We start from the raw sequence: 24660 nt of genomic DNA, 5'->3' as shown, positions 1-24660 counted from the left end.
CGATAAAAGGGCCGGCGCAAACGCGCCGGCCCTTCTGCTACTTCTTTGCTGTTGCCTTTTTCTTGGCCGGCGCCTTGCGGGTGGCGGTCCGTTTGACCGGTCCCTTGGCACGTTTCTCGGCGAGCAGTTCCACAGCCTGTTCGCGAGTGAGCTCTTCCAGCGATGTGGCCCGCGGAACCGTGATGTTGGTGATGCCATCGGTGATGTACGGGCCAAACCGGCCTTCCTTCACCACGATGTTCTTTTCCGACACCGGATCCGGACCGAACTCGGCCAGCGGCGGCACCGCGGCACGGGCACCGCGCTGCTTGGGCTGCGAGTAGATCTCCAGCGCCTGCTCAAGCGTGATGGTGAAGATTTCCTCTTCGGTCCCGATGGAGCGGGAGTCCGTCCCCTTCTTCAGGTACGGGCCGAACCGTCCGTTCTGGACGGTGATGAGGTTTCCTTCGGAGTCCTCCCCCAGCGCGCGGGGCAGGCTCATGAGCTGCAGCGCCTCGTCCAGGGTGACGGACTCCACCGTCATCGACTTGAACAGCGACCCGGTGCGGGGCTTGGCCTTGACCGGCTTCTTGGGCGGTTTCGGCTTGCCGTTCTTGTAGTACTCCACCGGCTGGGCGGCGATCTGTTCCTCGGTCATCTCGGGAATGACCTCTGTGACGTAGGCGCCGTAGCGGCCGTTCTTGGCGACGACGGTGTGGCCGGTGTGCGGATCAGCGCCCAGGACGCGTTCCTCCGGCGCCGCCGTCTCCATCAGTTCCACAGCTTTGGCCGCGGTGAGCTCGTCCGGGGCGAGGTCCTCCGGTACGTTGGCGCGCGGGGATTCAACGATCTCGCCGGTCTTGGGATCCACCGTGGCGGCGGAGCTTTCCAGGTAGGGGCCGAACTTGCCCACCCGGAGCGTGATCTGGTCGGTGATGGGAATGGAGTTGATCTCGCGGGCGTCGATCTCACCGAGGTTGTTCACAATGCTCAGCAGGCCCGGGTCCGAGTCTTCACCGAAGTAGAAGTGCCGCAGCCAGGAGGTGCCGGCGGCCTGGCCGTTGGCGATCTTGTCCAGGTCGCCTTCCATGTCAGCCGTAAACTCGTAGTCCACGTAATCCGAGAAGTGCTGTTCGAGCAGGCGGATCACGGAGAAGGCGATCCAGCTGGGCACCAGCGCGGAGCCCTGCTTCCGGACGTAGCCGCGGTCCTGGATGGTGGAGATGGTGGAGGCGTACGTGGAGGGGCGGCCGATGCCCTTCTTTTCCAGCTCGGCCGTCAGGGACGCTTCGGTGTAGCGCGGGGGCGGCGAGGTTTCGTGGCCCACTGCCACAATGTCGGAGGCCTTCAGCGAGTCGCCCTTGGCCACGTTGGGCAGGCGGCGGGCTTCGTCGGAGTCGTCGTCGCCGCGGCTTTCGTCCTTGCCTTCCTCATATGCGGCCAGGAAACCCGGGAACGTGATGACGGTGCCGGAGGCGCTGAACTCGGCATCGCGGCCGGCAGCGTCGCCGCTGACAGCCACGGCACCCAGGCGGATGGTCGCCGTCGAGCCCTTGGCGTCCGCCATCTGCGAGGCCACGGTGCGCTTCCAGATCAGCTCGTAGAGGCGGAACTCGTCGCCGCGGAGTTGCGAAGCAACCTGCGCGGGAGTCCGGAATGAGTCACCGGCGGGGCGGACGGCCTCGTGTGCTTCCTGCGCGTTGGCTGCCTTGTTGGAGTAGACGCGGGGGGAACCGGGAATGTACTCGGGACCGTAAAGCTCGGAGGCCTGGCGGCGGGCCGCCGTCACGGCTTCGTCGCTCAGCGCCGAGGAGTCGGTACGCATATAAGTGATATAGCCGTTTTCATACAGCCGCTGGGCGATCTGCATGGTGCTCTTGGAGGAAAAGCGCAGCTTGCGGCCTGCCTCCTGTTGCAGCGTGGAGGTGGTGAACGGCGCGGCCGGACGGCGGGTGTACGGCTTCGTCTCCACGGAACGGACCGTAAAGGGGGCGTCCTGGAGCCCGGCTGCCAGCGACGCGGCCAGCTCCTCGTTGAGGTGGGCCACGTTCTTGGACGTCAGGACGCCGTCGTCGTTGAAATCGCGGCCGGTGGCAACCTTGGCGCCGTCCACGGAGGCCAGCTTCGCCTTGAACGAACCGGAATCCGCGCCGAACTGTCCGGTCAGGTCCCAGTAGGACGCGGCCTTAAAGGCCATGCGCTCACGTTCGCGGTCCACCACCATGCGGGTAACTACGGACTGGACGCGGCCGGCGGAGAGGCCTCGGGCCACCTTGCGCCACAGCACCGGGGAGATTTCGTACCCGTACAGGCGGTCCAGGATACGGCGGGTTTCCTGTGCGTCCACCAGGTCCTGGTCCACGTCGCGCAGGTTGCCCATGGCACGCTGGATGGCTTCCTTGGTGATTTCACCGAAGGTCATCCGGTAGACCGGGACCTTCGGCTTGAGCACTTCCAGCAGGTGCCACGCGATGGCTTCGCCCTCGCGGTCCCCATCGGTTGCGAGGTAAAGTTCGTCGGCGTCCTTGAGCGCAGCCTTGAGCTCGGTCACCTTCTTCTTCTTGTCCGGGGACACCACGTAGTAAGGCTTGAAGTCGTGGTCGATGTCGACGGCGAACTTGCCCACCGAGGTCTTCTTCAGTTCGGCGGGGAGCTCCGACGGCTGCGGAAGGTCGCGGATGTGACCGATGGAGGCCTCAACAATGAAGCCCTCGCCGAGGTACTTGGCGATGGTCTTGCTCTTGGCCGGAGACTCCACAATCACGAGTTTCTTGCCGGTTTTGGCCTTGCTTGGCACGGTGCTCCTACAGAAAAAGGTTGCTGGGGCAGATGAGCCCATATTGGCCTAGTTCACCATATTTTGGACAATCCTGCGCATTCATGTGGAAAACGGGGGGTGCCGGAAGGGGCGCCGAGACCACCGGCGGAAGGTCAGTTTTCGGCCGGCATGAGGAAGCCGTCGCGGACCAGGTTTTCGACGTCGGCCAGCAGCCTGCCGCGGAAGGAGCCCTCCCCTGAACCGTCGTCCCCGCTGCCCAGCAGCGCCTCAAGGGCGCCGGCGATCTGGCCGGCGGTCAGGTCGCCGTCGCACGCTGACACGAACCCTGCCAGTTCGGTGCTGAGGAGGTTGGTGCGCCGCAGCCCGGCACCCTGCCGCAGCAGGATCACGCCCGGGTGCTCGGCGCCGGGCCGCTGGTGGCGCTCCTCCGTGACGTCGCCTGCCACCAGCAGGAAAGTGTCCGCCACCGAGTGCGCCGCCAGCCAGTCGCTGCGTTCGACGGCGGCGCCCAGGTGGGGGCCGACGGGCTGCTCGATGGGGTACGTGATTTCCTCGAAGCGGCGGAGGACGGGCTGCGCATTGGCAGTTTCAACCGCGGGGCGCCGGAGCCACACCATGCCGAAGCCGATGCCTTCGACGTCCCGGGACGCGAAGTCGGCAAGGTAGGCCCCGTAGGCGTCGCGGTAGTGGTCCCGGTCCCTGCCCTCGGAGGCGTCCTGTAGCCAGGTCTCGGCGTACTGTTCGGGACTGACCCGCTCGCGCTGGATGAACCAGGCGTCGGTACCGGGCCGGACCCATGACTGTGGCCGGTCGTGCCATTCAGTGCCCGCAGCCACTTCCCAGTTGCCGAGCATCTGGGCCGTCCCGCCGGGCGCAAGCACGGTGGGCAGGTCCGCCACGAGGGAGGCGACAATGTCATCGCCGGGCAGGCCGCCGTCGCGGTACGTGAACTGGTCCGCGGCATCCTCGCCGGCACTGCGCGGGGTGATGACGAAGGGCGGGTTGGACACCACCAGGCCGAACTCCTCGCCCGCCACGGGCTCCAGGAGCGAGCCGAGCCGCAGGCTCACCCGGTCAGCCAACCGGTCCGGATCGACCGAGAGGGCCTCAGCGTTAAGGAGGATGTTGAAGCGGGTGAACGCCAGCGCACGTTCGGAAATGTCCGTTGCGGTGACGTGCTCGCAGTGGTGCAGCAGGTGGAAGGACTGTATTCCGCAGCCGGTTCCCAGGTCCAGGGCCCGGGCGGTGTGCCGGCGGACGGTGGCCTGCACCAGGGTGGTGGAAGCCTGCCCGATGCCCAGGACGTGGTCGTGCCGCAGGACGCCGGCCTGCTGGTGCGCTGCGAGGTCGCTTGCCACCCACAGTTCGGCGCCGCCGCTGCCGTCTTGATTTTTATCCCAGCCGTAGGGCCGCAGGTCCGCTTTCGCGGACAGGCGGCCGGTGCCGGGCACGGGCTGCAGCAGCCCCAGCTCTTCCAGCCCTTCCGCGCGGATGCCCGGCAGGGCGGCGTCGAGCGTTGCCCTCTCCTGCGGTTCGGCCAGGAGCCAGAGGCTTACGACGGCGGCCAGGGGCGCCGCTGCGGCGTCCTCCCGGACGGCACGCTCCACCGCCAGCATCGCCGGGATGATCTGGTCCCGGTTGAGCGCGGCGGACGCGGACGGACCCAGGAGGCCCGCGACGCCGTCAAGGGTGTAGTCCAGCCGCCGCAGGTCCGCGGCGAGCGCCCGCAGCAGATGGGGCTGGTCGCTGCGGGGTGCGTCGGGGGTGTTGCCGGCTGTGAACTCAAAGGGGGATTCAGGCACCGGACAAGTTTAGTCCGGGACCGGACAGCAGGTAGCGTTGAGGCATGCCTTCCAGCCTTCCCTTCCTGGCGCATGCCCGCGTGCGGTCCGCAGCCCACCCTCCGGAACGGTCAGGCGGGCCGAAGCTGAAGGCCGTCACTGCCGCTGCTGCCGCGCTGGCTGCCCTGGCCCTGGCCGGCTGCTCGTCAGTTGTTTCGGTGGAAAACGCCGATGTTCCGCAGTGGCGCACCACCGCGCTCCCCACGGCCCCGGACTCGGTCCTTGACGACGCCGGCAAGATCCTCAACCGCGACCGCATCGTGCGCGAGGCGGCCGCCGTCCCCGCGGGCAACTACACACTGACGGCCACCTGTGACGGCGGGGGAAAGGCCTTCTTCGCGGTGTCGTTGAACGGGGCAGAAATCACCGAAGCAGGGGCTGCCTGCAACGGCAGCAAGGAGACGTCCAAGGTGGCGTTGCCCGAAGCGGGCAGGCTGGAAATCAGCACCTCAAGCGTTGATGCGCCGCTCATTTACGCCTATCAGCTGGTTCCGGCGGCAGCGCGTTAATACGGTGGTTACTGCTCTGGCAGGCGGGCGCCCGCAGGCATAAAGTCGGGGTATGCCCAGTGTGCGGAGATTCTCCGTGCCCAGTCCCCTGGGAGCGTCCCCCTTAGGGACATTTCCGGGGACAGCCCACGGGACTGTACGAGCGAGAACACGGTCGGCACCGGCACGGAAGCCGGCCGGCGCCGTCGTTGGTGTTGTGCTGGCGGCCGGCCTGGCGGTGGCCGGCTGCGAATACACGTACGACGACGGCCGCAGCTACGCCGCGTCGGCGGCGGCCGAGGCAACCGCCGCCCCTGGTCCCCTCTTCACCAGGGATCCGCTGACACGTGACCCCGTGGGCCAGGATGAGCTGGACGGCTGGGTGGCCCGCACCCTGCCGGAGGCCCCGCAGCCCGCCGTCCACCTCGGCGCCGGCGTGCTGGCCGCCGGCGAGGTGCGGTCCGACGCCTCGCCTTCGCTGGAATCAGGGACCTACGCGTTGACCCTGGCCTGCCGGAGCCAGCGCCGCGTCAACTTCACCGTCAGCAGCGACACCCTGACCCTGGTGGATTTGGGCCTGCGGTGTGGCATCAACCGCGAGAACGTCATCTACCTTTCGGCACCCACTGCACTGACAGTCACGGTGGAGGCCAAGACGGGAGCCAACTACGCGTTCCGGCTCCGCAAGTTGTAAGGAGGCAGGCTGCGACGGCGCAACCTGCCAGGCAGCACAACCGATCAGGCGGCGCAGCCCCCGGGGCAGCGGAGGGTTTCCGGGCTGGCGGCGCAGTCCGCGCAGTAGAGCGTGAGGGTGCGGCAGTTGGGATTCGAGCAGTTTTCGAACTTGCTGGTGGGCGCCTTGCAGCGGACGCATTCGCCGATGGTTTTGGCTTCGTCGCTGAATTCGAGGTGCATGCGTTTGTCGAAGACGTACAGCGAGCCCTCCCACAGGCCCTGGTCCTTGAAGGCCTCGCCGTAGCGAACGATCCCGCCGTCCAGCTGGTAGACCTCCTTGAAGCCGCGGTTGACCATGAGGCTGGACAGGACTTCGCAGCGGATTCCACCGGTGCAGTACGTGACTACCGGTTTGTCCTTCAGGGCGTCGTACTTGCCGGAGTCCAGTTCCTTGATGAAGTCGTGGGTGGTGGCCACATCCGGCACCACGGCGTCCTTGAACCTGCCGATCTGGGCCTCGAAGGCGTTGCGGCCGTCGAAGAAGACCACTTCATCGCCGGACTGCTTCCGGGCGGCCACCAGTTCGTGCAGTTCCTCAGGCTTCAGGTGCGTTCCGCCGCCCACCACGCCACCGGCGTCAACCGTGAGCTCACCGGGGGCGCCGAAGGAGACGATCTCGTCGCGCACCTTGACGCTCAGCCGGGGGAAGTCTTCCGCCCCGCCGTCGGACCACTTCACGTCGATGCCGTGGAAACCCTTGTATTCTCGGGTGGTCTTGACGTACTGCTTGACCGCACCGATCTCGCCGCCCACGGTGGCGTTGATGCCGTCCTTGGAGATGATGATCCTGCCGGTCAGGCCCAGCTTCTCGCAGAGGGCACGCTGCCACAGCCGCACTGCGTCGGGATCCGGGAGGGGGGTAAAGCCGTAAAAAAGGACGATTCGGTTCAAAGCCACGTATTTAAGGGTATCCGTCTTTCCACAGACAGTGTCCGCGATCGCTCCATCACGAATTGCATAAGCTCTGGGGCGCACCCTGTTGCTTGTGATCGGGCTGGCATAGTCTTCATGCCATGAGTCCGGAAACGTTGATTGAAGACATCACTGGCCTTCTTGAAGTGTGGGTGGCGGGCTGGGCCGGCTGCCGCGGGTACCAGACCTCCACCGAGGGCCGCTTCCCCGCCGCGCTCCGGTCCGACACCAGCGGGGAATGGGAATACTTCGCCGCCGACCCCACTGACCAGGAGTTCGCTGAGCTGGCCGCGAGAACTGCGGAGGCCGCGCCCAGGGTCCTGACCATCCTCACCAATGACATTCCCCGGTACTCTGCGCTGGCGGCCAGGCACGGGCTGAACGTCACCTCCGATTCGCAGACCATGATGATCGTGGACATGGAAACCCAGGATGCCGAGGACCCCTGGCTTTCCGACGACGACCTCTCCCTCACCACGTCCACCCACCATGGCGTGCACTATGCCGAGGTCAAGTCCGGTGAGGCGCTTGCCGCCAGCGGCAGGGTCTTCGTGGTGGGCGAGACGGCCGTCTTCGACAAAATCATCACCGAGCCGGCGTTCCAGCGCCGCGGACTGGGCAGCTTCATCATGCGGGCGCTGGCAGCACAGGCTTTCGAGCACGATGTGCAGACCGGGCTTTTGCTGGCTTCCATGGACGGCCAGAAGCTGTATTCCCACCTGGGGTGGAGCACTGTTTCGCAGGTGCTGATGCTCTCGGCCTCGCACGACGGTTCGGACCTGTCCCTGAGCTGACTCCGCCGCCGAGCCGCGCACGGGGACCGTTCCCCCTATGGCGAACCCGGCCGGCGGTGTCCGTACCGGGTGAAACAATGTTGGGGTGAATCCCCATGACTCCCTGATCCCGTTGCTGGGCCGCGGCCCGGACCCGGAGCAGTTGCGTCATGTCCGGACCATTCCCGCCCGCGCGGCGGTCCATGAGCCGTGGCCGGACTGGGTACACCCGGACCTGGTGGCGGCCTACGGCACGCTGGGCATCGGGGAGCCGTACCGGCACCAGGTGGAGGCGGCAGACATCGCCCATGGCGGCGGCCACGTGGTGGTGGCCACCGGAACGGCCTCTGGGAAGTCGCTTGCCTACCAGCTGCCGGCACTGGACGCCATCCACCGGTCCGAGCTGCGGGTACTGGCCGAGCCGGGGAAGATTCACGACGACGGAGCGGTCACCCTGTACCTCTCCCCCACCAAGGCCCTGGCAGCAGACCAGCTGAACGCCATCCGCTCGCTCAGGCTGCCCACCGTCCGGGCCGAAACCTACGACGGCGACACCGACCCCGCGTCCCGGCGCTGGATCCGGGACCACGCCAACTTCATCCTGGCCAACCCGGACATGCTGCACTTCGGCATCCTGCCCAACCATGCCTGGTGGGCAGGCTTCTTCCGCCGCCTCCGGTACGTCATCGTGGACGAGGCCCACAGCTACCGCGGCGTGTTCGGCTCCCATGTGGCCAACCTGATGCGGCGGCTCCGCCGGATCTGCGCCTACTACGGGGCCGGCAGTTCCTTCCCTGAGCCGGTCTTCATTGCCGCGTCCGCCACAGCGTCCGACCCCGACACGTCCTTTTCCCGGCTGATCGGGGCACCGGTAAAGGCCGTCTCCCAGGACGCCTCACCCCACGGTTCCACCACTGTGGCGTTCTGGGAGCCCGCGCTGACCGAACTGCGCGGTGAAAACGGGGCCAAGGAACGGCGCACTGCTGTGGCCGAAACCGCGGACCTGCTGGCCAACCTCGTCTCGGCCCAAGTCCGGACCATCGCGTTCATCAAGTCGCGGCGCGGAGCCGAAACCATTTCAACCATCACCAAGCGCCTGCTGGACGAGGTGGACCCCAGCCTCCCGCAGCGGGTGGCCGCCTACCGGTCCGGCTACTTGCCGGAGGAACGCCGTGCAGTGGAGAAGGCCCTGCGGTCAGGCCAGTTGCTGGGGGTTTCCAGCACGTCCGCACTGGAACTGGGCATCGACATATCCGGGCTGGACGCCGTGCTGGTGGCGGGCTGGCCCGGCACCAGGGCATCGCTGTTCCAACAGATCGGGCGTGCGGGCCGGGCCGGGCAGGATGCCATCGCGGCCTTTGTGGCCAGTGACGATCCCCTGGACACCTTTTTGGTGAACCACCCCGAGGCAATTTTCGACGTATCGGTGGAAGCCACGGTGTTCGACCCCGCCAACCCCTACGTGCTGGGGCCCCACCTCTGCGCGGCCGCGGCCGAGTTGCCCCTCGGACCCGGCGAGCTGGGCCTGTTCGGCGACACTGCCGAGGGCTTGCTGGACCGGCTGGTGGCGCAGGGCTACCTGCGCCGGCGCCCGGCCGGCTGGTTCTGGACCCACCCCCAGAGCGCGGCGGCCATGGTCAATTTGAGGGCCGACGGCGGCGGTCCCGTCAGCATCGTGGACGCGGATACCGGCTCGCTGCTGGGCACCATGGACTCTCCCCAGACCCACTACCAGGCGCACAACGGGGCCGTGTACATCCACCAGGGCGACAGCTATGTGGTGGAAGACCTGAACGAGGAGGACCACTGCGTGGTGGTCCGTCGGGCCAACCCGGATTACTACACCACGGCCCGGGACGTCACCCAGATCGAGGTGCTGGAGACGCAGCGGACAATGCAGTGGGGCGACATCACCGTCCACTTCGGTGACGTGAAAGTCACCACCCAGGTTGTCTCCTTCCAGCGCAAGGCCCTGATCTCCAACGAAATCCTGGGCGAGGAGCCGCTCGAACTCGGGGCAAGGGACCTGTTTACGAAGGCGGTCTGGTTCGTGGTGGACAATCGTTCGCTCACTGCCGCTGGCCTGATCGAGGCTCAGTTCCCCGGGGCCCTGCATGCTGCCGAACATGCCGCGATAGGCCTGCTGCCGCTGGTGGCGTCCAGCGACCGCTGGGACATCGGCGGCGTCTCGACGGCCCTGCACGCCGACACCGGGGTGCCCACCATCTTTGTGTACGACGGGCACCCCGGCGGCGCCGGCTTTGCGGAGCGCGGTTTCGAGAAGGCCAAGGTGTGGCTGGCGGCCACCCGTGCTGCCATCGAAGCCTGCGAGTGCGAGTCCGGGTGCCCATCCTGCGTCCAGTCACCCAAGTGCGGCAACAAGAACAATCCACTGGACAAGGCGGCTGCAATCACGCTCCTGGGCGTCCTGCTGAAGGACGCCACAGAGTCCACCACGGTTGAACAGCCGGACACAGGATCCCGGCTTTCCTAGGTTCCCGGCCGCGACTGTGGCCGTGGCCGTGGCCAAAGGCAGCTTAGGGCGGCGGTCCCGCACGTGCGCGCCCGGTGGCCGAGCCCAGCATCGATCTTTCCTTCAGTTCCGTCCGGACCTCCAGGGTCTGCCCTGGACCTTCTATGCAGCTGAGGACCCGTGCCGCGTGCCGGGAGGCGACGTCGTTGGCCACGGAACAGGGCGCGCCTGCCGAGATTCCCCGCAGGGCATCGGCCCCTGCGAGCGCTGCCAGGTCCGCGGCCGACGCTGCACGGCTGGCCTGCACCGCAGCCTGGGCCAGCAGCATCACCAGCACAGCTGCCATCAGGACCACCAACGCCAGCCCGGCAGCAAGGACGGTGCCCGATCCCCGTTCCCTGTGGCCGGGATCCGGGCGGGCCTGCTGACTACGGCGTTGACCCGTAAGGCCCGCTGTCACCTGTTCCCCTTTCCGTCGGTGAGCCCGCTGCTCCCTGCGGGCACACTGCCAGTGCGCTCCGTGCGGGTGGACGCCCGGGCGGTGAGGGTCCACGGGATGGATGTTCCCAATGGGCCTCCCACGCGGTCTGTCACCGTGACGTTGAACCATTCGCCCTCGGCCGCCACCGTGGCCGCCGCCGTTTCACCGGCGAGGGTGCGGACGGTCCGCGCCACAGTGGCAGGGTCTTCACCCCTGGCCAGTGCCCTGGCGCCCGACCGCGCTCCCTCTTCGATCCGCAGCTGCGTGACACCGGCGGCGGATCCTGCCAGGAGCATGGCCAACAAGGCCACCACGACGGGAAGGGTGACGGCGAACTCGGCTGTGACCGCACCCCTGCACGCAGCTGCAGCATTCGCGCGCCGCGGAGTTGCTCCCCGCGCGGCCGGTGCATCCGGCACGGCCGGCGCAGCTGTCACGGCAACGCCAGTGCCGTACGGATCAGGTTCAGCAGGAAACCCCGGACTTCGTCGCTGCGGAGGATGAACACCAGCAGGCCTGCGAATCCGACCGCGGCGAGGGTGGCGATGGCGTACTCGGCGGTGGCCATTCCGGCTTCCGACCCCATCAGCCGGACGGAACGCCGCCGGCGGCGGGACGTACCGGCCCCGGGCCGCAGCTCCACGACGTTCGCCGGCAGGGTGCTGTCCCGTGAGCGGCCGATGGACTGTGGCGGGCCTGCGATGCCTGTGGGAACGGGCCGGGCGGAGAGTGCGGACGTACCGGCGACGGTGTGACGGTGGTGGTTCATGGACATGTGCTTCTTCCTTCCGTAGCGCCGGAGGTTCTTCCGGCTGGTGACGACTCTTCCGGCGCGTGCGGCGGCCGGTAAGGTCCCTGTTGCGGTAAGTGGATAAGCAGCGGCTGCGTGCCGCTGTGGAGGACTGGACGGCAGCTGGCTGAGGACGGCTGGGTCCCTTCAACGGTCAGGACCCCGACGGCACCAGGGCCAGCAGTACCGGAACCACGCCGAGGCAGATGAAGGCAGGCAGCGAACACAACCCCAGCGGAATAACGAGCTTCACGCCCAGCGACGCGGCACGCTTTTCGGCGGCCCGGAACCGTTCCCTGCGGAGCCTGGCCGCCTGGGCGTAGAGGATGGCCGACGACGGCGCGCCAGTCAGCGCAGCGAAACCCAGCGCATCCCGCAACTCCAGGATGTCGGGCTGCCGGACGGCGGAGCTGCGCCAGGCCGTCTCCCAGTCGGCACCGATGGCCAGGGCGGATACCACGGGCCGCAAAGACTCGCTGTACTTGGTAGATGCGGACACGGAAACCAGTTCCAGGGCGCGGCCGATGCTGGAGCCGGCGTCGAGCATGGCCGCCACGAGTTCGAGCATCATGGCGGTGTCTGCGAGTCCGGGTCCGGCCCGGTTGCGGGCCTCCGGGGTTACTGACGCGTGCCCGGGGTCCGGACCATGCAATCCGAGGATGCGGAGCCGTGTCCGGGCGCTGCTGCGTCCGGCGCAGGCCAGGAACACTGCGGCGGCAAGCACGGCGAACAGCCCCAGTGACGTGATGCCGGGGCCCGTCACAGCTTCCCGGTTCCTGCGGCAGTTGCTACCAGGCGCGAGGACCAGAGCCGGCCCGCAACGGTCAGGGCCGCTCCGCCCAGTAAGGCAGCCAGGCCAAGGGGCGTGCCCAACAGCATTGCCAGCGGGTCAACACCCAGTGCCATCCCGAGCCCCAGGCCCATCAACGGCAGCCAGGTCAGCAGCGTGACTGTGGCTTTGGGACCGGCAAGGGCTGTCTGGCGCGCCGCATCGGCGTCGGATTCCACCTCGAGCTGGGCAGCAAAGCGGGTGAGCACATCAGCGAGGGGGCATCCGCTGGCCTCGGCGATATCGAAACAGGCGGCCAGCTCGGACCAGATCCGTGCTTCCCGGCGTCTGCCGGGAAGCACCTCCGGCAGCGCCCGCCTGATGGCCGCCGACACCGGTGTGCCCCGTGCCGCTGCACCGCGTGCTGCGGCCAGGAGTGCCAGGGAACCGTCCGACAGCCCGCCCCCGGCCCGCCCGGCAGCGGCATCCGCTGCGGATGGTTGCGGGCCGTCCGTTCCATAAACGATCCAGAGTTCGTCCCAGAGCCTGGCGGGTGTCCGGCCGCCTTTGAGCAGCGCAGCCAGCTGCTGCACCAGGACTGTCAGCGGTGCCCCCACCGCTGCGTTCTGCCCCGATGCCCGGTGTCCACGGCGCGGGCACCGCCTGCGCGCGGATCCGCCCAACAGATCGGTGGCCCGGCCGGGGTGCTGGCCCACGGCACGGCGCAGCCTTGCGGCAGCACCCCGGGGCGGCTTGAGCAGCAGCAGCGCCGCCAGGGACAGGGCAAGCGCCAGCAGGACAATCACCGGATGTCCTCCGGATCCATGCCGAGCCGCGCGGCCAACACTGGCCACGCTGGCCCCGGGACACCGGCCGCACTTTCCAGGGCCGGCACCACTGTCAGCCCCTCCCGGGAATCGACGAAAACTCCGATGCACGTGGCTTCCCGTCCCCGGGGCGTCCGTTCGACGTGGATGGCCACGTCCAACGCGCTGGCTGCCTGCAGCCGAACACCGTCAGGACTCATCCCTGCCAGGGCACCCAGTGCAGTGAGCCTGGCCGGAACCGAGGCCGCCGTGTTGGCGTGGATGGTGCCGCCTCCACCGCTGTGGCCTGTGTTCATGGCAGTAAGGAGCTCGCGGACCTCGGCGCCGCGGCATTCACCCACCACCAGCCTGTCCGGGCGCATGCGCAGGGCCTGCCGCACCAGTTCGCCCAGGTCCACCTCGCCGCCACCTTCCAGGTTCCCGTGCCTGGATTCCAGGGACACGATGTGTGGGTGGACGGGGTTCAGTTCCGAGGCGTCCTCAATGAGGACGAGCCGCTCCCCCGGCGCACACAACCCCAGCAGGGTTGAGAGCAGGGTGGTCTTCCCGGAGCCGGTGGCGCCGCTGACCAGGAAGCTCAGCCTCCGCTCCAGTACCTTCTCCAGGACATCCCTGACCGGCCAGCTGAACATTCCTCCCGCCTGCAGTTCGTCCATGCCGAAAACGCGCTCGCGCCGGATGCGGATGCTCAACAGGGTCCCTGCCGTGGAGACCGGCGGCAAAACAGCGTGGACACGGTAGCCGCCCGGGAGTCGGACATCAACGCAGGGCGACCCGTCATCCAGCCGCCTCCCGCCCGCCGCCACCAGCCTGCACGCGAGCGCCCGCAGCTGGGATTCGCCTTCGAACGCCACGGCCACCCGTTCGATGCCGCGCCCCCGGTCAACCCATACTGAGTCCGGAGCATTGGCGAAGATGTCCGTCACTGCGGGGTCCCGGGTGAGCTCCTGCAGGGGACCCAGTCCGTTGAGTTCCGCGCTGATCCGTTCCACTGCGGCCAGCGCTCCCGCAGTTCCCAGCAGCTTGCCCGTGGCTTGGACCGCGGCGGCCACCCGGGACGGAGTCACGGCCCCGGCCTCGGCCATCATCGATTCGCGCACCGATTCCAGGAGCCCCGCGTCGACGGGACGGCCCCGGGCCGGCGTCCCGCCCGGGTGGGGTCCGCGCCGCTGCCCTTCGAGGATCCGGGCACTTCGCCGGGACCGTGGCGGAACCGTGGGAACGCCAGGGGGTGCCGCAACAGCCCCGGGTGCGTCCCCTTCGCCCGGCGTCATACCTGCCCTCCCACGGGCAGGCCGTCACCGAGGGAATCGAGTACCGTGCCGGCGAAGCGCCGCACGCTGCGCCGCCTGCCAAGATCCAGGAGCCTTCCGGACTCCACGGCGGCTGTCATTCCACGCAGTTCCGGCACCCGGCCCAGGACGGGAAGCCCGACGGCATCTGCGAGGAGCGGACCGTCAATGGCAGCCCCGGGTTTGCCCCGCACCAGCACTGACGCTTCCACGGGCGGGAATTCCTGCAGCAGCCGTACCGCGGCGACGGCTGCCTTCAGCTGGGCCGGCACCACCACGAAGATGCGGTCGCAGTCCCAGGCGAACGTTGTCAGCGGCTCGGCACGGCGGCCGATATCCACCACCACCAGCTCGTAACCCCGCCGGGCAGCGTCCAGGACACCGGCGGCAGTGGGCGCTGCCACCTGATCGGGCTGTTCGCGGCTTGCCGGCCAGGACAGGAACGAGAAACCGCCGGACACAGGCAGGGAGTCGGCCAGCTGAAGGGGGTCGATACTGCCCCGGGCGTCGGACAGATCCGGCCAGCGCAAACCAGGGTAGTCCTCGGCCGCGATAGCCAGTTCCAGCCCGCCGCCCCAGGGATCGCCGTCCACCAGCAGCACCCGCGCCCCCATGCCCGCCGCTGCCTGCGCAATCCAGATGGCCGCCGTGGTGGCGCCCGCACCGCCACAGCCACCGGTCACGCCGAGAACCAGGCCCCCGGGTCCCGGCGACCGTGAGCGGCTCAAATGGTCCGCCAGCCAGGCGGCAGCATCCGGGAGCACGGCGACGCGTTCGGCTCCAAGCGCAGCGGCCAGGTGCCACAGGCTGTCCCCCTCGCCGTCCAGGCCGACGAGGACGGCAGGCGCCCGCCGGCGGGGCGGCAGCTCCCGGATGTCACTGCCTACCAGCACCGCCGCCGCCCCGTCCCAGTGACGGCCGCCCTCTGCCGCATCCGCCGCCACGCGCAGGCGGCCACCGGCGGCAGCAACAATCCGTTCCACCTCCGAGCGGAGGAAAGCCGACGCCGTCACCAGCAGCACTTCTCCGGAGGCGTCGGGCAGCCACGCGTCATTGGACCCGTCCGCTGGTCCGGCGGGTCCACGCGACGCGCCTGGATGTGGGGAGCCCGGCGCATGTGCGGCGGACCCTGCAGGGCCGTGCCCCGACGGTGGAGGAAGTATCTGGTGCCTGCTCATGGAGCCACTCTCCACGCCGGTGCGGCAGCGGGTAAGGTCCGCCGGCGGCTATGTGGATAAGGGGGACGTGGATAAGGAGGACGTGCACCGCCGTACGGAAGCGTCCCGCCAAGCGTGCACAATTGGAGCATGTATGTCCTGCTCGCCGCCCACCCCTCCGGGGCCACGTTGCAGGAACTCACTCCGGCGGGCGAACCCGCGCCGTCCAATCCCGGAGTAAGCGTCGTCAGCACCGGCGACCTTCCCGCCGTCGTCCGCCAAATGGAAAGCGGCCCCCGGCCGCCCCGCTGGATCTGGCACCGAACCCAGGACTGGTACCCGGCGCTGCTGCGGGCCGGCGTCGAGCTGGAGCGCTGCTACGACCTCACGCTCTGTGGCAACATCCTGGCGTTTTCGCAGTTCACCGCCCACACGGAGTACGCCCGCACGTCGGACAGAACCCCGGTGGATGATCCGGTCCTGCCGCCGAAATCGCTGCTTCCCCCTGCTCCCCCGGCGGACCAGGGCGCCCTGTTCGAGGACCCGGGCAGCGTGCCGCCGCTGCGCCACACCCCGGAGGAGCTGCGGTCCGAGTACGCGGCACAGCAGATGGCCCTGGCCGGGGCCGGAACAGATGGCAGCCTGCGGGGCCGCCTGCAGCTGCTGCTGGCCGCCGAATCAGCGGGCGCGATGATCGCGGCCGAGATGCAGCACGCCGGCGTGCCGTGGCGCGAGGACCTGCACGAGGAAATCCTGGCCGGTTACCTTGGCCCGCGTCCGCCCGTCGGGCAGCGGCCGGCACGGCTGGAGGCCCTGGCCGCCGAACTGCGGCAACTGCTGGGCTCGCCCATGCTGAACCCGGACTCACCGCAGGAACTCATCCGCGCCCTGCACCGCAACGGCATCGAGGTGAAGAGCACCAGCAAATGGGAGCTGAAGGACTTGCCCCACCCGGTCATCGGCCCGCTGCTGGAGTACAAGAAACTGTCGCGGCTGCATACGGCGAACGGCTGGTCCTGGCTCGACGCCTGGGTGGCGGGCGGCAGGTTCCGGCCCGAATACGTGGTGGGCGGCGTGGTGTCCGGCCGCTGGGCGTCCCGGGGCGGCGGTGCCCTCCAGATCCCACGGCAGGTCCGTGGTGCGGTGCACGCTGACCCTGGCTACAAGCTGATCGTCGCCGACGCATCCCAGCTGGAGCCGCGGGTTTTGGTGGCGCTGGCCCGGGATTCTGTGATGGCCGAAGCCGCACGGGACCAGGACCTTTATGCGGGCATCGCCGCCAAGGGGTTCGGCGGTGACCGCGCAAAGGCCAAGGTGGCCCTGCTCGGGGCGATGTACGGTGCCACGTCCGGCGAATCCGGCCGCCTCATGCCGCAGTTGGCGCGGACGTATCCGCGGGCCGTGGACTTCGTGGAACAGGCCGCCCGGGCGGGCGAGGCCGGCGGCACTGTCACCACCCGTCTCGGGCGCAGCAGCCCGCCGCCGTCGGAGCGCTGGTACCAAAGCCAGCGTTCGGCAACCGCCGAGGAGCAGCGCCGTGCCGAGTCGATCGCCAGGTCCCGGGGACGGTTTACCCGCAACTTCGTGGTCCAGGGCTCGGCCGCGGACTGGGCGGCATGCTGGCTGGCGGAATTACGACGGCGGCTGCGCACCCTCCGTGTGCACGGCACCGGTGCAGGGCCCGGCGGTGCCGGTCCGGAGTTGGTGTTCTTCCTCCACGACGAAGTCATGGTGCATGCCCCGGCGGGTGCTGTGGACGAGTGCATCAGGGCGATCGAGGATGCCGCCGGCGCCGCGAAGGACCTCCTTTTCGGTCCCATCCCGGTGGAGTTTCCGGTGAGCGTGGCCGTGGTGGACTCCTACGACCTGGCCAAGTAAGCCACCCGGCGCGGACTGGCAAACCCCGTTTCCTACCCATATGACGGAGAAAGTAACCTACCGGGCAGTAGCTCGACGCGCCGCGTGACGCGGATTACAGTCGGTAGCGGCGACTGATGCAGACCGGTCGGGCTGATGCGACGACGCATACCAGGGGAGGTCCGGCATGGCGGGCAGATTTGAGATTCACCGGGCAGGAGACGAGTCCTACCGGCTCCGGCTGACGGACGCAGAGGGCAACATCGTTGCCGTTTCACCAAGCTTCAAGTCCTTGAGCAAGCTGCGGGACGGCGTCAACGCGATGCGGGAGGCCGCGGCGACCGGAATAGTGGTGGACCGGCGGCAGCAGCAGGCCTGACCCATCCATAAGGCCTGGAAAAGGCCTCAACAGCCGGGTGGCCGCGCTCAATGGCGCGCGCGGCCGCCCTAATACCTACACGCCGATGGGGTGCAGCCGGGAGCTGTCCCAGGGTACAGACCAGCCCAGCTGGTCGAAGAGGCCGCTGAGCACAATGCCGGTGAAACCCCACACCACCACGCCGTTCACCGTGAAGGCCGGACTGTCGAACGAACGCCCGGCCCGGTGGACGGTGGCCATCACCCGGTTGTCCGGGTCCAGCAGATCGCGGACCGGGATCCGGAAGACCTGGGCCGCCTCCGCATAGTCCACCACATGCACCGGCGACGGCGACGCCCACCAGCCCAGCACAGGGGTCACCAGGAAGTTGCTGTGGGCGAGGCCGAGCTGCTGCAGCGTGCCCAGGACTTCAACGCCGCCCGAATCCAGGCCGGTTTCCTCCTCGGCCTCCCGGAGCGCCGCGTCCACGGCGGATTCACCCGCATCCAGGCTGCCTCCCGGGAAGGCGACCTGGCCGGGATGCGAACCGAGCGTGTGGGCCCGTTCCAACAGCAGCACGTCGAGGTCGGCCGGGGCCAGCGGCTTGCCGGAAACTGCGGGGACGTCATCCAGTGCGCCGAAGAGCATCAGCACGGCGGCACGGCGGGCCAGCCTCTCGTCGACGGTCAGGGCCGCCCACCGAGGGTCCGGTGTGGTGTTGGACCCGGACGCCGCACGCCGAGCCAGCCCCAGCAGGTCCTCCCTGGCGCTCACAGGTTTTCCCTGGCGCTCACAGGGGCCGCCTCTGCGACGCCATCCGGATCTCAGCTGCACGGTGGGTTTCCGCCTGCAACTGCTCCAGTAGCGCCTCGTTGCCCGGCGCGAGCTCGTACTTGAGGAGCTTCGCGGCCTTCACCGGATCCAGTTCCCCGAGCCCGTAGCTGGGGCACCAGTTGGCCACCGGGCAGGCGCCGCAGGCCGGCTTCCTGGAGTGGCAGACCCGCCTGCCGTGGAACACCACCCGGTGCGAGAGCATGGTCCAGTCGCGCGGTTCGAACAGTTCTGCCACGTCCGATTCCACCTGCACAGGATCGTCCGACTGCGTCCAGTTGAACCGCCGCGCCAGGCGCCCGAAGTGGGTATCCACCGTAATGCCGGGGATGCCGAAGGCATTGCCCAGGACCACGTTGGCGGTTTTGCGACCCACGCCGGGCAGCGTGACCAGGTCCTCGATCCGGCCGGGGACTACGCCGTCGTACTCGTCCACCAGGCGCGTGGCAAGGGCCAGCAGGTTCCGGGACTTTGCCCGGAAGAACCCGGTGGGCTTGAGGATTTCCTCAAGCACGGCCGGATCCGCTTCTGCCATGGCACGGGCATCCGGGTAGCGGCCAAAGAGCACCGGCGTGACCAGGTTGACCGTGACGTCGGTGGTCTGGGCCGAGAGGACCGTGGCCACCAGCATTTCAAACGGGTTGGTGAAGTCCAGTTCCGCGTGCGCGTAGGGATACTTTTCGGCCAGCGCACGGTTGATCCGCCGGGCACGCCGCTTCAGGGCCAGTGCCGACTCGGAAGATACCACCGGCATGCCTGCAGCCTGCCCGGCGGGTGCAGCATGCGCACCAGCCCCAGCCTGCGCACCCTTTCCGGCGCCCCGCGACGCGGCCATGGAGGCTAGCCGCGCTCGATGTTGCTGAGGTCGCGGAGGACTCCCAGGCGTCCGTCAGTGTGCTGCACCAGGAACTCGTGCCCGCGGTCTTCCAGTGCCAGGACCCAGCCGCCGGGCTCAATGACGAAGGCGGGGGAACCGCTGTGCGGATCGAACGCGGTGCGGTGCTGGGCCACGGCAAACCAGAAGGCCTCATGGAGGGGATGCTCGTCCTCGTCGTGGCTGGACGGATCGACGGTGGCGCCGATCGGTTCCTCAACCCGCACCTGCTGGTGCACAGCGGTGGCAGCCGGCGGCTCCCACGTGCGCTGCGGAGCGGACGCAGCCGGGGAAGTGCCGGCGTCGTGCGTTGCCGCCTGCTGGCCCGCGGAGGCGGCCGGGACGTTGGCGCGCTGCGTTTCCTCTGCGGCCGGCGCGGCAGCAGGGCGAACGACGTCGGCGGCCTGGGTTGGCGGGCCGGCATCCACCTCGGGGGCGTGGTCGGTTGCTTCAGGGGCGGTGGACACGGCAGTGCCGGCATCTGCTTCTGTTGCTGCCGGGCCCGGAGCCGCGGTGGGAACAGCGGCGGTGGCGGGTGCCACAGCGTCCGATGGGCGCGCTGCCGGTGCGGTGGCCGCCGTCGGCGTGTGATGCGAAGGCTCAGGGGTCTGGTGCGGGGATCCGGGCGTTACCGCGGAAGATCCGGCGCCGGCGCCACCGAACAGCTTGCCGCCCAGCCGGGACTTCGGGGCTTCATGCTTGTGGTGGGAATCCGGTTCCGGGTGGGATCCCGTCTTTGCCGCCGCATCGGGCTTGGGCTGCTTCGGGGCGCGGGGTGCCGGTGCGGGTACGGCCGACTCACGGGCCGCCACGTGTGCAGGCTCCTCGGCGCGGCCCAGGAAGTCACTGGAGAGATAGGGCACGAACCGGCCCAGGACGGTGGCGACAAACAGGATGACGGAACCGATCAGGCCCACCAGCAGGCTGGGAACGTAGGCCCCGGCCACGGAGATGAAGAAGAACGCCACAGCAAAGCACGCGGACACCGAAGCGAACTGGTCAATGGAGAGGGAACCGATGCGGATCTTCGTTGCGGGCGCCAACCGGCGGGCAGCGAACAGTGCGCTGACTATCAGCGGCAACAGGATTCCGAGCCCCAGGAAGAAGAGGTTGTTCAGGTTCCACAGGTTGTAGCGTGCGCCGAAGATGGGCAGCAGCGAAGCAACGAACAGGACGAGGGTGGCCACGAAGACCGTCAGGTCCCGCACCGTGAAGGGGCCAAGCACTGCCTGGTTGGAATCCTTGGCGAGGCGGAACGGCGTCCCGGCGCCTTTGGGCGCGGCCTGCTGGCCTGCCGCGGGGGCACCGGTCTGGCCGGCACCCGTTTCCGTGGCGGGGCCGGTTTTCTGGCCGTAGCTGGGCTGGTTCATTCTGCTCTCCTTAGCATGGCGGCACGGAAACGGCCTGGGCCGATCCACGATGTGCCGTCGAAACACCGTTCCCCCGGCCGGGCACGGAGCCCGGCCCGCGGGCCCGAAGTAAAGTCACAATTCCATCTCAGCCTAGTCAACAGCCCGGCTGATCACTAGCTGAACCGGCGGCGGGGAGACCTCCCGCAAGCGGCCCGGAAACCATTCACCGCACAAAAAATGCCGCTGGCGGGCACAACTGTGACAAGGCACACATGGCCGTGCCGGCACGGGTTAGTGTGTATTCCGGAACAGCTCTTTGCGGTATGTCCGTGATCGGCCGGTGCCCGGTGTCGTGCTTGCGGCCGGGCCCGGCCGTGGCCTGCATCCCGCGCAGCAAAGATCGATGAATGATGAGGTTCACATGTCCCAGGACACTCCAAGCTCCACGGCCACCGTTCCCGCTGCCCCGGCAGGACAGGGTGCACAGCAGGGCGACGCGTTTGAAAACCTGCTGCATGAGACCAGGACCTTCCCGCCTACGCCGGAGTTCGCGGCCAATGCAGTGGTCAAGGCCGGCGATTATGCAGAGGCCGACGCCGACCGGCCGGCTTTCTGGGCGAAGCAGGCCCGCGAGCTGCTCACCTGGGGCAAGGACTTCGATGAAGCCCTTGACTGGTCCAACCCGCCGTTCGCCAAGTGGTTCGTGGGCGGCGAAGTCAACGCCGCGTATAACGCGTTGGACCGGCACGTGGAAAACGGCCTGGGCGACCGCGTCGCCATCCACTTCGAAGGCGAGCCGGGCGACAGCCGCAGCTACACCTACGCTGAGCTGACCGAGGAAGTAAAGAAGGCTGCGAACGCGTTCGAATCGCTCGGCGTGTCCAAGGGCGACCGCGTGGCTGTGTACCTGCCCATGATTCCCGAGGCGGTCATCACGCTGCTCGCCTGCGCACGGATTGGCGCTGTGCACTCGGTGGTGTTCGGCGGCTTCTCAGCCGATGCCCTGCGCTCACGCATCGACGATGCTGAAGCCAAACTGGTGGTTACAGCTGACGGAACGTACCGCCGCGGCAAGCCGAGCGCGCTGAAGCCGGCCGTCGACGAAGCGTTGTCCTCTAAGGAAAACGGCGATGGGCACACCGTCCAGAACGTGGTGGTGGTCAAGCGCAACGGCCAGGACGTGGACTGGCACGAGGGCCGCGACCACTGGTGGGACGAAACGGTCGGTGAAGCGTCCAACGAGCACACCGCCGTCGGGCATGATTCCGAGCACCCACTGTTCATCCTCTACACCTCCGGCACCACCGGCAAGCCCAAGGGCATCCTGCACACCACCGGCGGGTACCTCACCCAGACCGCGTACACCCACAAGGCGGTGTTCGACCTGCACCCGGAGACGGACGTGTACTGGTGCACGGCCGACGTCGGCTGGGTCACCGGGCACTCCTACGTCACCTACGCACCGCTCATCAACGGCGCCACCCAGGTCATGTACGAGGGCACCCCGGACTCACCGCACCAGGGCCGCTGGTGGGAGATCGTGGAAAAGTACAAGGTCTCCATCCTCTATACCGCCCCCACCGCCATCCGCACCTTCATGAAGTGGGGCCGGGAGATCCCGGACAAGTACGATCTTTCATCCCTTCGGGTCCTCGGCTCCGTGGGTGAATCCATCAACCCCGAGGCCTGGATGTGGTACCGCAAGGTCATCGGCGGGGACAAGGCGCCCATCGTGGACACCTGGTGGCAGACCGAAACCGGCGCCCAGATGATCGCGCCGCTGCCCGGCGTCACAGCGACCAAGCCCGGCTCCGCGCAGGTCCCGCTGCCCGGCATCGCCGTGGACGTGGTGGACGAGATGGGTGAGTCCGTGCCGGACGGGCACGGGGGTTTCCTGGTGATCCGTGAACCCTGGCCGGCCATGCTCCGCGGCATCTGGGGCGATCCCGAACGGTTCAAGGACACCTACTGGTCCCGGTTCGAGACCATGTACTTCGCCGGGGACGGCGCCAAGAAGGACGAGGACGGCGACATCTGGCTCCTCGGCCGGGTGGATGACGTCATGAACGTCTCCGGGCACCGCCTCTCCACCACGGAGATCGAGTCCGCCCTGGTCTCCCACCCCGCCGTGGCCGAAGCCGCCGTCGTGGGCGCCTCGGACGAGACCACCGGCCAGGCTGTCGTCGCGTTCGTCATCCTGCGCGGCGACGCCGCTAACAACGGCGATGAAACCGTCCAGGAACTCCGGAACCACGTGGGCAAGGAAATCGGCCCCATCGCCAAGCCCAAGAACATCCTGGTGGTTCCGGAGCTGCCCAAGACCCGCTCCGGCAAGATTATGCGCCGCCTCCTCAAGGACGTCGCCGAGGGCCGTGACCCGGGTGACGCCACCACCTTGGCCGATCCCACGATCATGCAGCAGATTGCGCAGTCGCTCAGAAAGTAACACCGGCTTAGTATTTGCCGTAGCACCGCCAGATGGCCCCGTTTATCCCGTGATCCCGGGATAAACGGGGCCATCCCGCGTTTGTGACGATTCAAAAATAACAATTGCAAAAGTGTTATTAAGCGTTCTTCCATGTTCTGTTTTGCGAGGTTATAGTCGAACTGATGTGAGGTGCCTCACATGCTGCTATTACTCAAGGGAGAGAACATGGCTTCACCGTTTGATGCGTCCGCAACTGCCTTCCCGAGCAGGCGGAGCATCCTCAAGACCGCCGGCGTTGGCGCAGCCAGCCTGGCCGGCATCCCGTTCCTCGCAGCCTGCACAGGCGGCAGCGCCCCGTCCGCAACAGGTACCGATTCCGGCGGACTGACTTTCGGCTCCGGCTCCTCCGACGACGTGCCCAAGCGGGCCTACCAGGCGGTCACCGATGCCTTTACGGCCAAGACCGGCAAGAAGGTCACCACCAACACGGTCCCCCACAACGACTTCCAGAACAAGATCAACTCCTACCTCCAGGGCTCCCCGGATGACACCTTCACCTGGTTTGCCGGCTACCGGATGCAGTACTACGCGGGCAAGGGACTCCTGGCTCCCATCGACGACGTCTGGGATACCATCGGCGCCAACTATTCCGATGCCCTGAAGAAGGCCTCCACCGGGCCCGACGGCAAGCTGTACTTCGTGCCCAACTACAATTACCCGTGGGGGTTCTTCTACCGGAAGAGCCTGTGGGCCGAGAAGGGCTACGAGGTTCCGGAAACCTTCGATGCCCTCAAGACCCTCGCCGTGAAGATGCAGGGAGACGGCATCATCCCCATCGGCTTCGCGGACAAAGACGGTTGGCCCGCCATGGGCACCTTCGACTACATCAACATGCGGCTCAACGGCTACCAGTTCCATGTGGACCTGTGCGCGCACAAGGAATCCTGGGACCAGCAGAAGGTCAGCGCCGTCTTTGACACCTGGTCCGCGCTGCTGCCGTTCCAGGATCCCGGCGCCCTCGGCCAGACCTGGCAGGATGCTGCCAAGTCGCTTGAAGCCAAGAAGACCGGCATGTACCTGCTGGGCTCGTTCGTCACCCAGCAGTTCACCGATGCAGCAGTGCTCGCCGACATCGACTTCTTCCCCTTCCCGGAGATCGCCATGGAAGGCCGCGACGCCGTCGAAGCCCCCATCGACGGCCTCCTGCTCTCCAAGAAGGGCGGCGAGAACAAGGCTGCGCGGGACTTCATGGCGTACCTGGGCACACCCGAGGCGCAGGACGCCTACGCCGCAGTGGATGCCTCCAACATCGCCACCGCCAAGGGCACCGACACCTCCAAGTTCAGCCCGCTGAACAAGAAGTGCGCCGAGACCATCGCTGACGCGAAGTACATCAGCCAGTTCTTCGACCGTGACGCGTTGCCGGCCATGGCCAACAACGTGATGATTCCTGCCCTGCAGAGCTTCATCAAGGACGGCAAGATGGACGTCAAAAACCTCGAGGCACAGGCCAAGACCCTCTACGCCGCGCAGTAGCCGCCCACCGCACACCGGCACCGCAACACTGCAGGACGGACGACGGCGGCGCACGCCCGCCGTCGTCCGTCCCCTTCCAGCGTCCCCACCCAGCAACACCGCCCCAGCGGCGTCCCACCAGCAGAGGG

Annotated in this window: 21 protein-coding genes; 8 read left to right on the top strand and 13 right to left on the bottom strand. The window is 67.9% G+C overall.

Annotated features, from left to right (window positions below; all coding sequences use genetic code 11):
- Positions 1-37 precede the first annotated feature (37 nt).
- Both topA and UC32_RS06750 read right to left on the bottom strand, forming a co-directional pair.
- The gene (gene topA / locus UC32_RS06755; protein ID WP_045730466.1) at positions 38-2776 is read right to left on the bottom strand and encodes a type I DNA topoisomerase; all 2739 of its coding nucleotides are present in this window, start codon (positions 2774-2776) and stop codon (positions 38-40) included.
- A 134-nt stretch (positions 2777-2910) separates the two neighbouring features.
- Positions 2911-4560, bottom strand: a complete 1650-nt coding sequence (locus UC32_RS06750) for a DUF7059 domain-containing protein (protein ID WP_045730465.1) — start codon at positions 4558-4560, stop codon at positions 2911-2913.
- A gap of 44 nt (positions 4561-4604) precedes the next feature.
- Between UC32_RS06750 and UC32_RS06745 the strand changes: the two genes are divergently transcribed.
- Positions 4605-5108, top strand: a complete 504-nt coding sequence (locus UC32_RS06745; protein ID WP_045730464.1) for a hypothetical protein — start codon at positions 4605-4607, stop codon at positions 5106-5108.
- 196 nt (positions 5109-5304) lie between these two features.
- The gene (locus tag UC32_RS06740) at positions 5305-5781 is read left to right on the top strand and encodes a hypothetical protein (protein ID WP_045730463.1); all 477 of its coding nucleotides are present in this window, start codon (positions 5305-5307) and stop codon (positions 5779-5781) included.
- Positions 5782-5825: 44 nt separating this feature from the next.
- Here UC32_RS06740 and trhO read toward each other — a convergent pair whose 3' ends face one another.
- Positions 5826-6719: an oxygen-dependent tRNA uridine(34) hydroxylase TrhO gene (gene trhO / locus UC32_RS06735; RefSeq protein WP_045730462.1), complete on the bottom strand. Its 894-nt coding sequence runs from the start codon at positions 6717-6719 to the stop codon at positions 5826-5828.
- 116 nt (positions 6720-6835) lie between these two features.
- Here trhO and UC32_RS06730 point away from each other — a divergent pair, with 116 nt between their 5' ends.
- Together UC32_RS06730 and UC32_RS06725 are read left to right on the top strand one after the other, a co-directional pair.
- Positions 6836-7528: a GNAT family N-acetyltransferase gene (locus UC32_RS06730; protein WP_045730461.1), complete on the top strand. Its 693-nt coding sequence runs from the start codon at positions 6836-6838 to the stop codon at positions 7526-7528.
- An 85-nt stretch (positions 7529-7613) separates the two neighbouring features.
- The gene (locus tag UC32_RS06725; RefSeq protein WP_045730460.1) at positions 7614-10001 is read left to right on the top strand and encodes a DEAD/DEAH box helicase; all 2388 of its coding nucleotides are present in this window, start codon (positions 7614-7616) and stop codon (positions 9999-10001) included.
- A gap of 43 nt (positions 10002-10044) precedes the next feature.
- Here the strand turns inward: UC32_RS06725 and UC32_RS06720 are convergent, their stop codons facing one another.
- The 7 genes from UC32_RS06720 to ssd form a co-directional block, all read right to left on the bottom strand.
- Positions 10045-10440, bottom strand: coding sequence for an Rv3654c family TadE-like protein (locus UC32_RS06720; protein WP_045730459.1), 396 nt, complete (start codon positions 10438-10440; stop codon positions 10045-10047).
- Positions 10437-10898 (bottom strand): TadE family protein, encoded by a 462-nt coding sequence (locus tag UC32_RS06715; protein ID WP_327077615.1) that lies wholly within the window; start codon positions 10896-10898, stop codon positions 10437-10439. Before UC32_RS06715 ends, UC32_RS06720 begins: the two co-directional genes overlap by 4 nt.
- On the bottom strand, positions 10895-11236 hold the full coding sequence (locus UC32_RS06710) for a DUF4244 domain-containing protein (protein WP_045730458.1): 342 nt from the start codon (positions 11234-11236) through the stop codon (positions 10895-10897). The genes UC32_RS06715 and UC32_RS06710 overlap by 4 nt, the downstream gene beginning before the upstream one ends.
- A 169-nt stretch (positions 11237-11405) precedes the next feature.
- Entirely contained in the window at positions 11406-12014 is a 609-nt protein-coding gene (locus tag UC32_RS06705; RefSeq protein ID WP_045730457.1) for a type II secretion system F family protein, read from the bottom strand.
- Positions 12011-12826: a hypothetical protein gene (locus tag UC32_RS06700; RefSeq protein WP_045730456.1), complete on the bottom strand. Its 816-nt coding sequence runs from the start codon at positions 12824-12826 to the stop codon at positions 12011-12013. The genes UC32_RS06705 and UC32_RS06700 overlap by 4 nt, the downstream gene beginning before the upstream one ends.
- Complete coding sequence (locus UC32_RS06695; RefSeq protein ID WP_200896332.1) at positions 12823-14121, bottom strand: TadA family conjugal transfer-associated ATPase; 1299 nt, start codon at positions 14119-14121, stop codon at positions 12823-12825. The genes UC32_RS06700 and UC32_RS06695 overlap by 4 nt, the downstream gene beginning before the upstream one ends.
- Complete coding sequence (gene ssd, locus UC32_RS06690) at positions 14118-15317, bottom strand: septum site-determining protein Ssd (RefSeq protein WP_235423608.1); 1200 nt, start codon at positions 15315-15317, stop codon at positions 14118-14120. Before ssd ends, UC32_RS06695 begins: the two co-directional genes overlap by 4 nt.
- A 129-nt stretch (positions 15318-15446) precedes the next feature.
- Between ssd and UC32_RS06685 the strand changes: the two genes are divergently transcribed.
- Both UC32_RS06685 and UC32_RS06680 read left to right on the top strand, forming a co-directional pair.
- Positions 15447-17174: a bifunctional 3'-5' exonuclease/DNA polymerase gene (locus UC32_RS06685; RefSeq protein ID WP_045730455.1), complete on the top strand. Its 1728-nt coding sequence runs from the start codon at positions 15447-15449 to the stop codon at positions 17172-17174.
- A 166-nt stretch (positions 17175-17340) separates the two neighbouring features.
- Positions 17341-17532 (top strand): YegP family protein, encoded by a 192-nt coding sequence (locus UC32_RS06680; RefSeq protein ID WP_015938321.1) that lies wholly within the window; start codon positions 17341-17343, stop codon positions 17530-17532.
- Between the two features lie 75 nt (positions 17533-17607).
- On the opposite strand, the gene UC32_RS06675 is transcribed toward UC32_RS06680, so the two are convergent.
- The 3 genes from UC32_RS06675 to UC32_RS06665 all read right to left on the bottom strand — a co-directional run bounded on the left by UC32_RS06675 (position 17608) and on the right by UC32_RS06665 (position 20586).
- Positions 17608-18285, bottom strand: coding sequence for an NUDIX hydrolase (locus UC32_RS06675; RefSeq protein WP_045730454.1), 678 nt, complete (start codon positions 18283-18285; stop codon positions 17608-17610).
- A 16-nt stretch (positions 18286-18301) separates the two neighbouring features.
- Positions 18302-19096, bottom strand: a complete 795-nt coding sequence (gene nth / locus UC32_RS06670; protein WP_045730453.1) for an endonuclease III — start codon at positions 19094-19096, stop codon at positions 18302-18304.
- 86 nt (positions 19097-19182) lie between these two features.
- Positions 19183-20586 carry a hypothetical protein gene (locus UC32_RS06665; RefSeq protein ID WP_045730452.1) on the bottom strand — a complete coding sequence of 468 codons (1404 nt, stop codon included), beginning with the start codon at positions 20584-20586 and terminating at the stop codon, positions 19183-19185.
- 403 nt (positions 20587-20989) lie between these two features.
- On the opposite strand from UC32_RS06665, the gene acs reads away from it, so the two are divergent.
- On the top strand, positions 20990-23014 hold the full coding sequence (acs, locus tag UC32_RS06660) for an acetate--CoA ligase (protein ID WP_045730451.1): 2025 nt from the start codon (positions 20990-20992) through the stop codon (positions 23012-23014).
- Between the two features lie 207 nt (positions 23015-23221).
- Positions 23222-24532 (top strand): ABC transporter substrate-binding protein, encoded by a 1311-nt coding sequence (locus tag UC32_RS06655; RefSeq protein ID WP_045730450.1) that lies wholly within the window; start codon positions 23222-23224, stop codon positions 24530-24532.
- Positions 24533-24660 lie beyond the last annotated feature (128 nt).

Origin of the sequence: Pseudarthrobacter chlorophenolicus, from assembly GCF_000962805.1 — a bacterium.
GTDB lineage: Bacteria > Actinomycetota > Actinomycetes > Actinomycetales > Micrococcaceae > Arthrobacter > Arthrobacter chlorophenolicus_A.
The sequence above is the reverse complement of the archived record's forward strand: the minus strand, read 5'-3'. Positions and strand labels throughout refer to the sequence as shown.

Coding starts and splice junctions, on each gene's coding strand:
- UC32_RS06745 (WP_045730464.1), top strand. CDS start 4,605: ATGCCTTCCAGCCTTCCCTTCCTGGCGCATGCCCGCGTGCGGTCCGCA.
- UC32_RS06730 (WP_045730461.1), top strand. CDS start 6,836: ATGAGTCCGGAAACGTTGATTGAAGACATCACTGGCCTTCTTGAAGTG.
- UC32_RS06710 (WP_045730458.1), bottom strand. CDS start 11,236: ATGTCCATGAACCACCACCGTCACACCGTCGCCGGTACGTCCGCACTC.
- UC32_RS06695 (WP_200896332.1), bottom strand. CDS start 14,121: ATGACGCCGGGCGAAGGGGACGCACCCGGGGCTGTTGCGGCACCCCCT.
- ssd (WP_235423608.1), bottom strand. CDS start 15,317: ATGAGCAGGCACCAGATACTTCCTCCACCGTCGGGGCACGGCCCTGCA.
- UC32_RS06685 (WP_045730455.1), top strand. CDS start 15,447: ATGTATGTCCTGCTCGCCGCCCACCCCTCCGGGGCCACGTTGCAGGAA.
- UC32_RS06680 (WP_015938321.1), top strand. CDS start 17,341: ATGGCGGGCAGATTTGAGATTCACCGGGCAGGAGACGAGTCCTACCGG.
- nth (WP_045730453.1), bottom strand. CDS start 19,096: ATGCCGGTGGTATCTTCCGAGTCGGCACTGGCCCTGAAGCGGCGTGCC.
- UC32_RS06665 (WP_045730452.1), bottom strand. CDS start 20,586: ATGAACCAGCCCAGCTACGGCCAGAAAACCGGCCCCGCCACGGAAACG.
- acs (WP_045730451.1), top strand. CDS start 20,990: ATGTCCCAGGACACTCCAAGCTCCACGGCCACCGTTCCCGCTGCCCCG.
- UC32_RS06655 (WP_045730450.1), top strand. CDS start 23,222: ATGGCTTCACCGTTTGATGCGTCCGCAACTGCCTTCCCGAGCAGGCGG.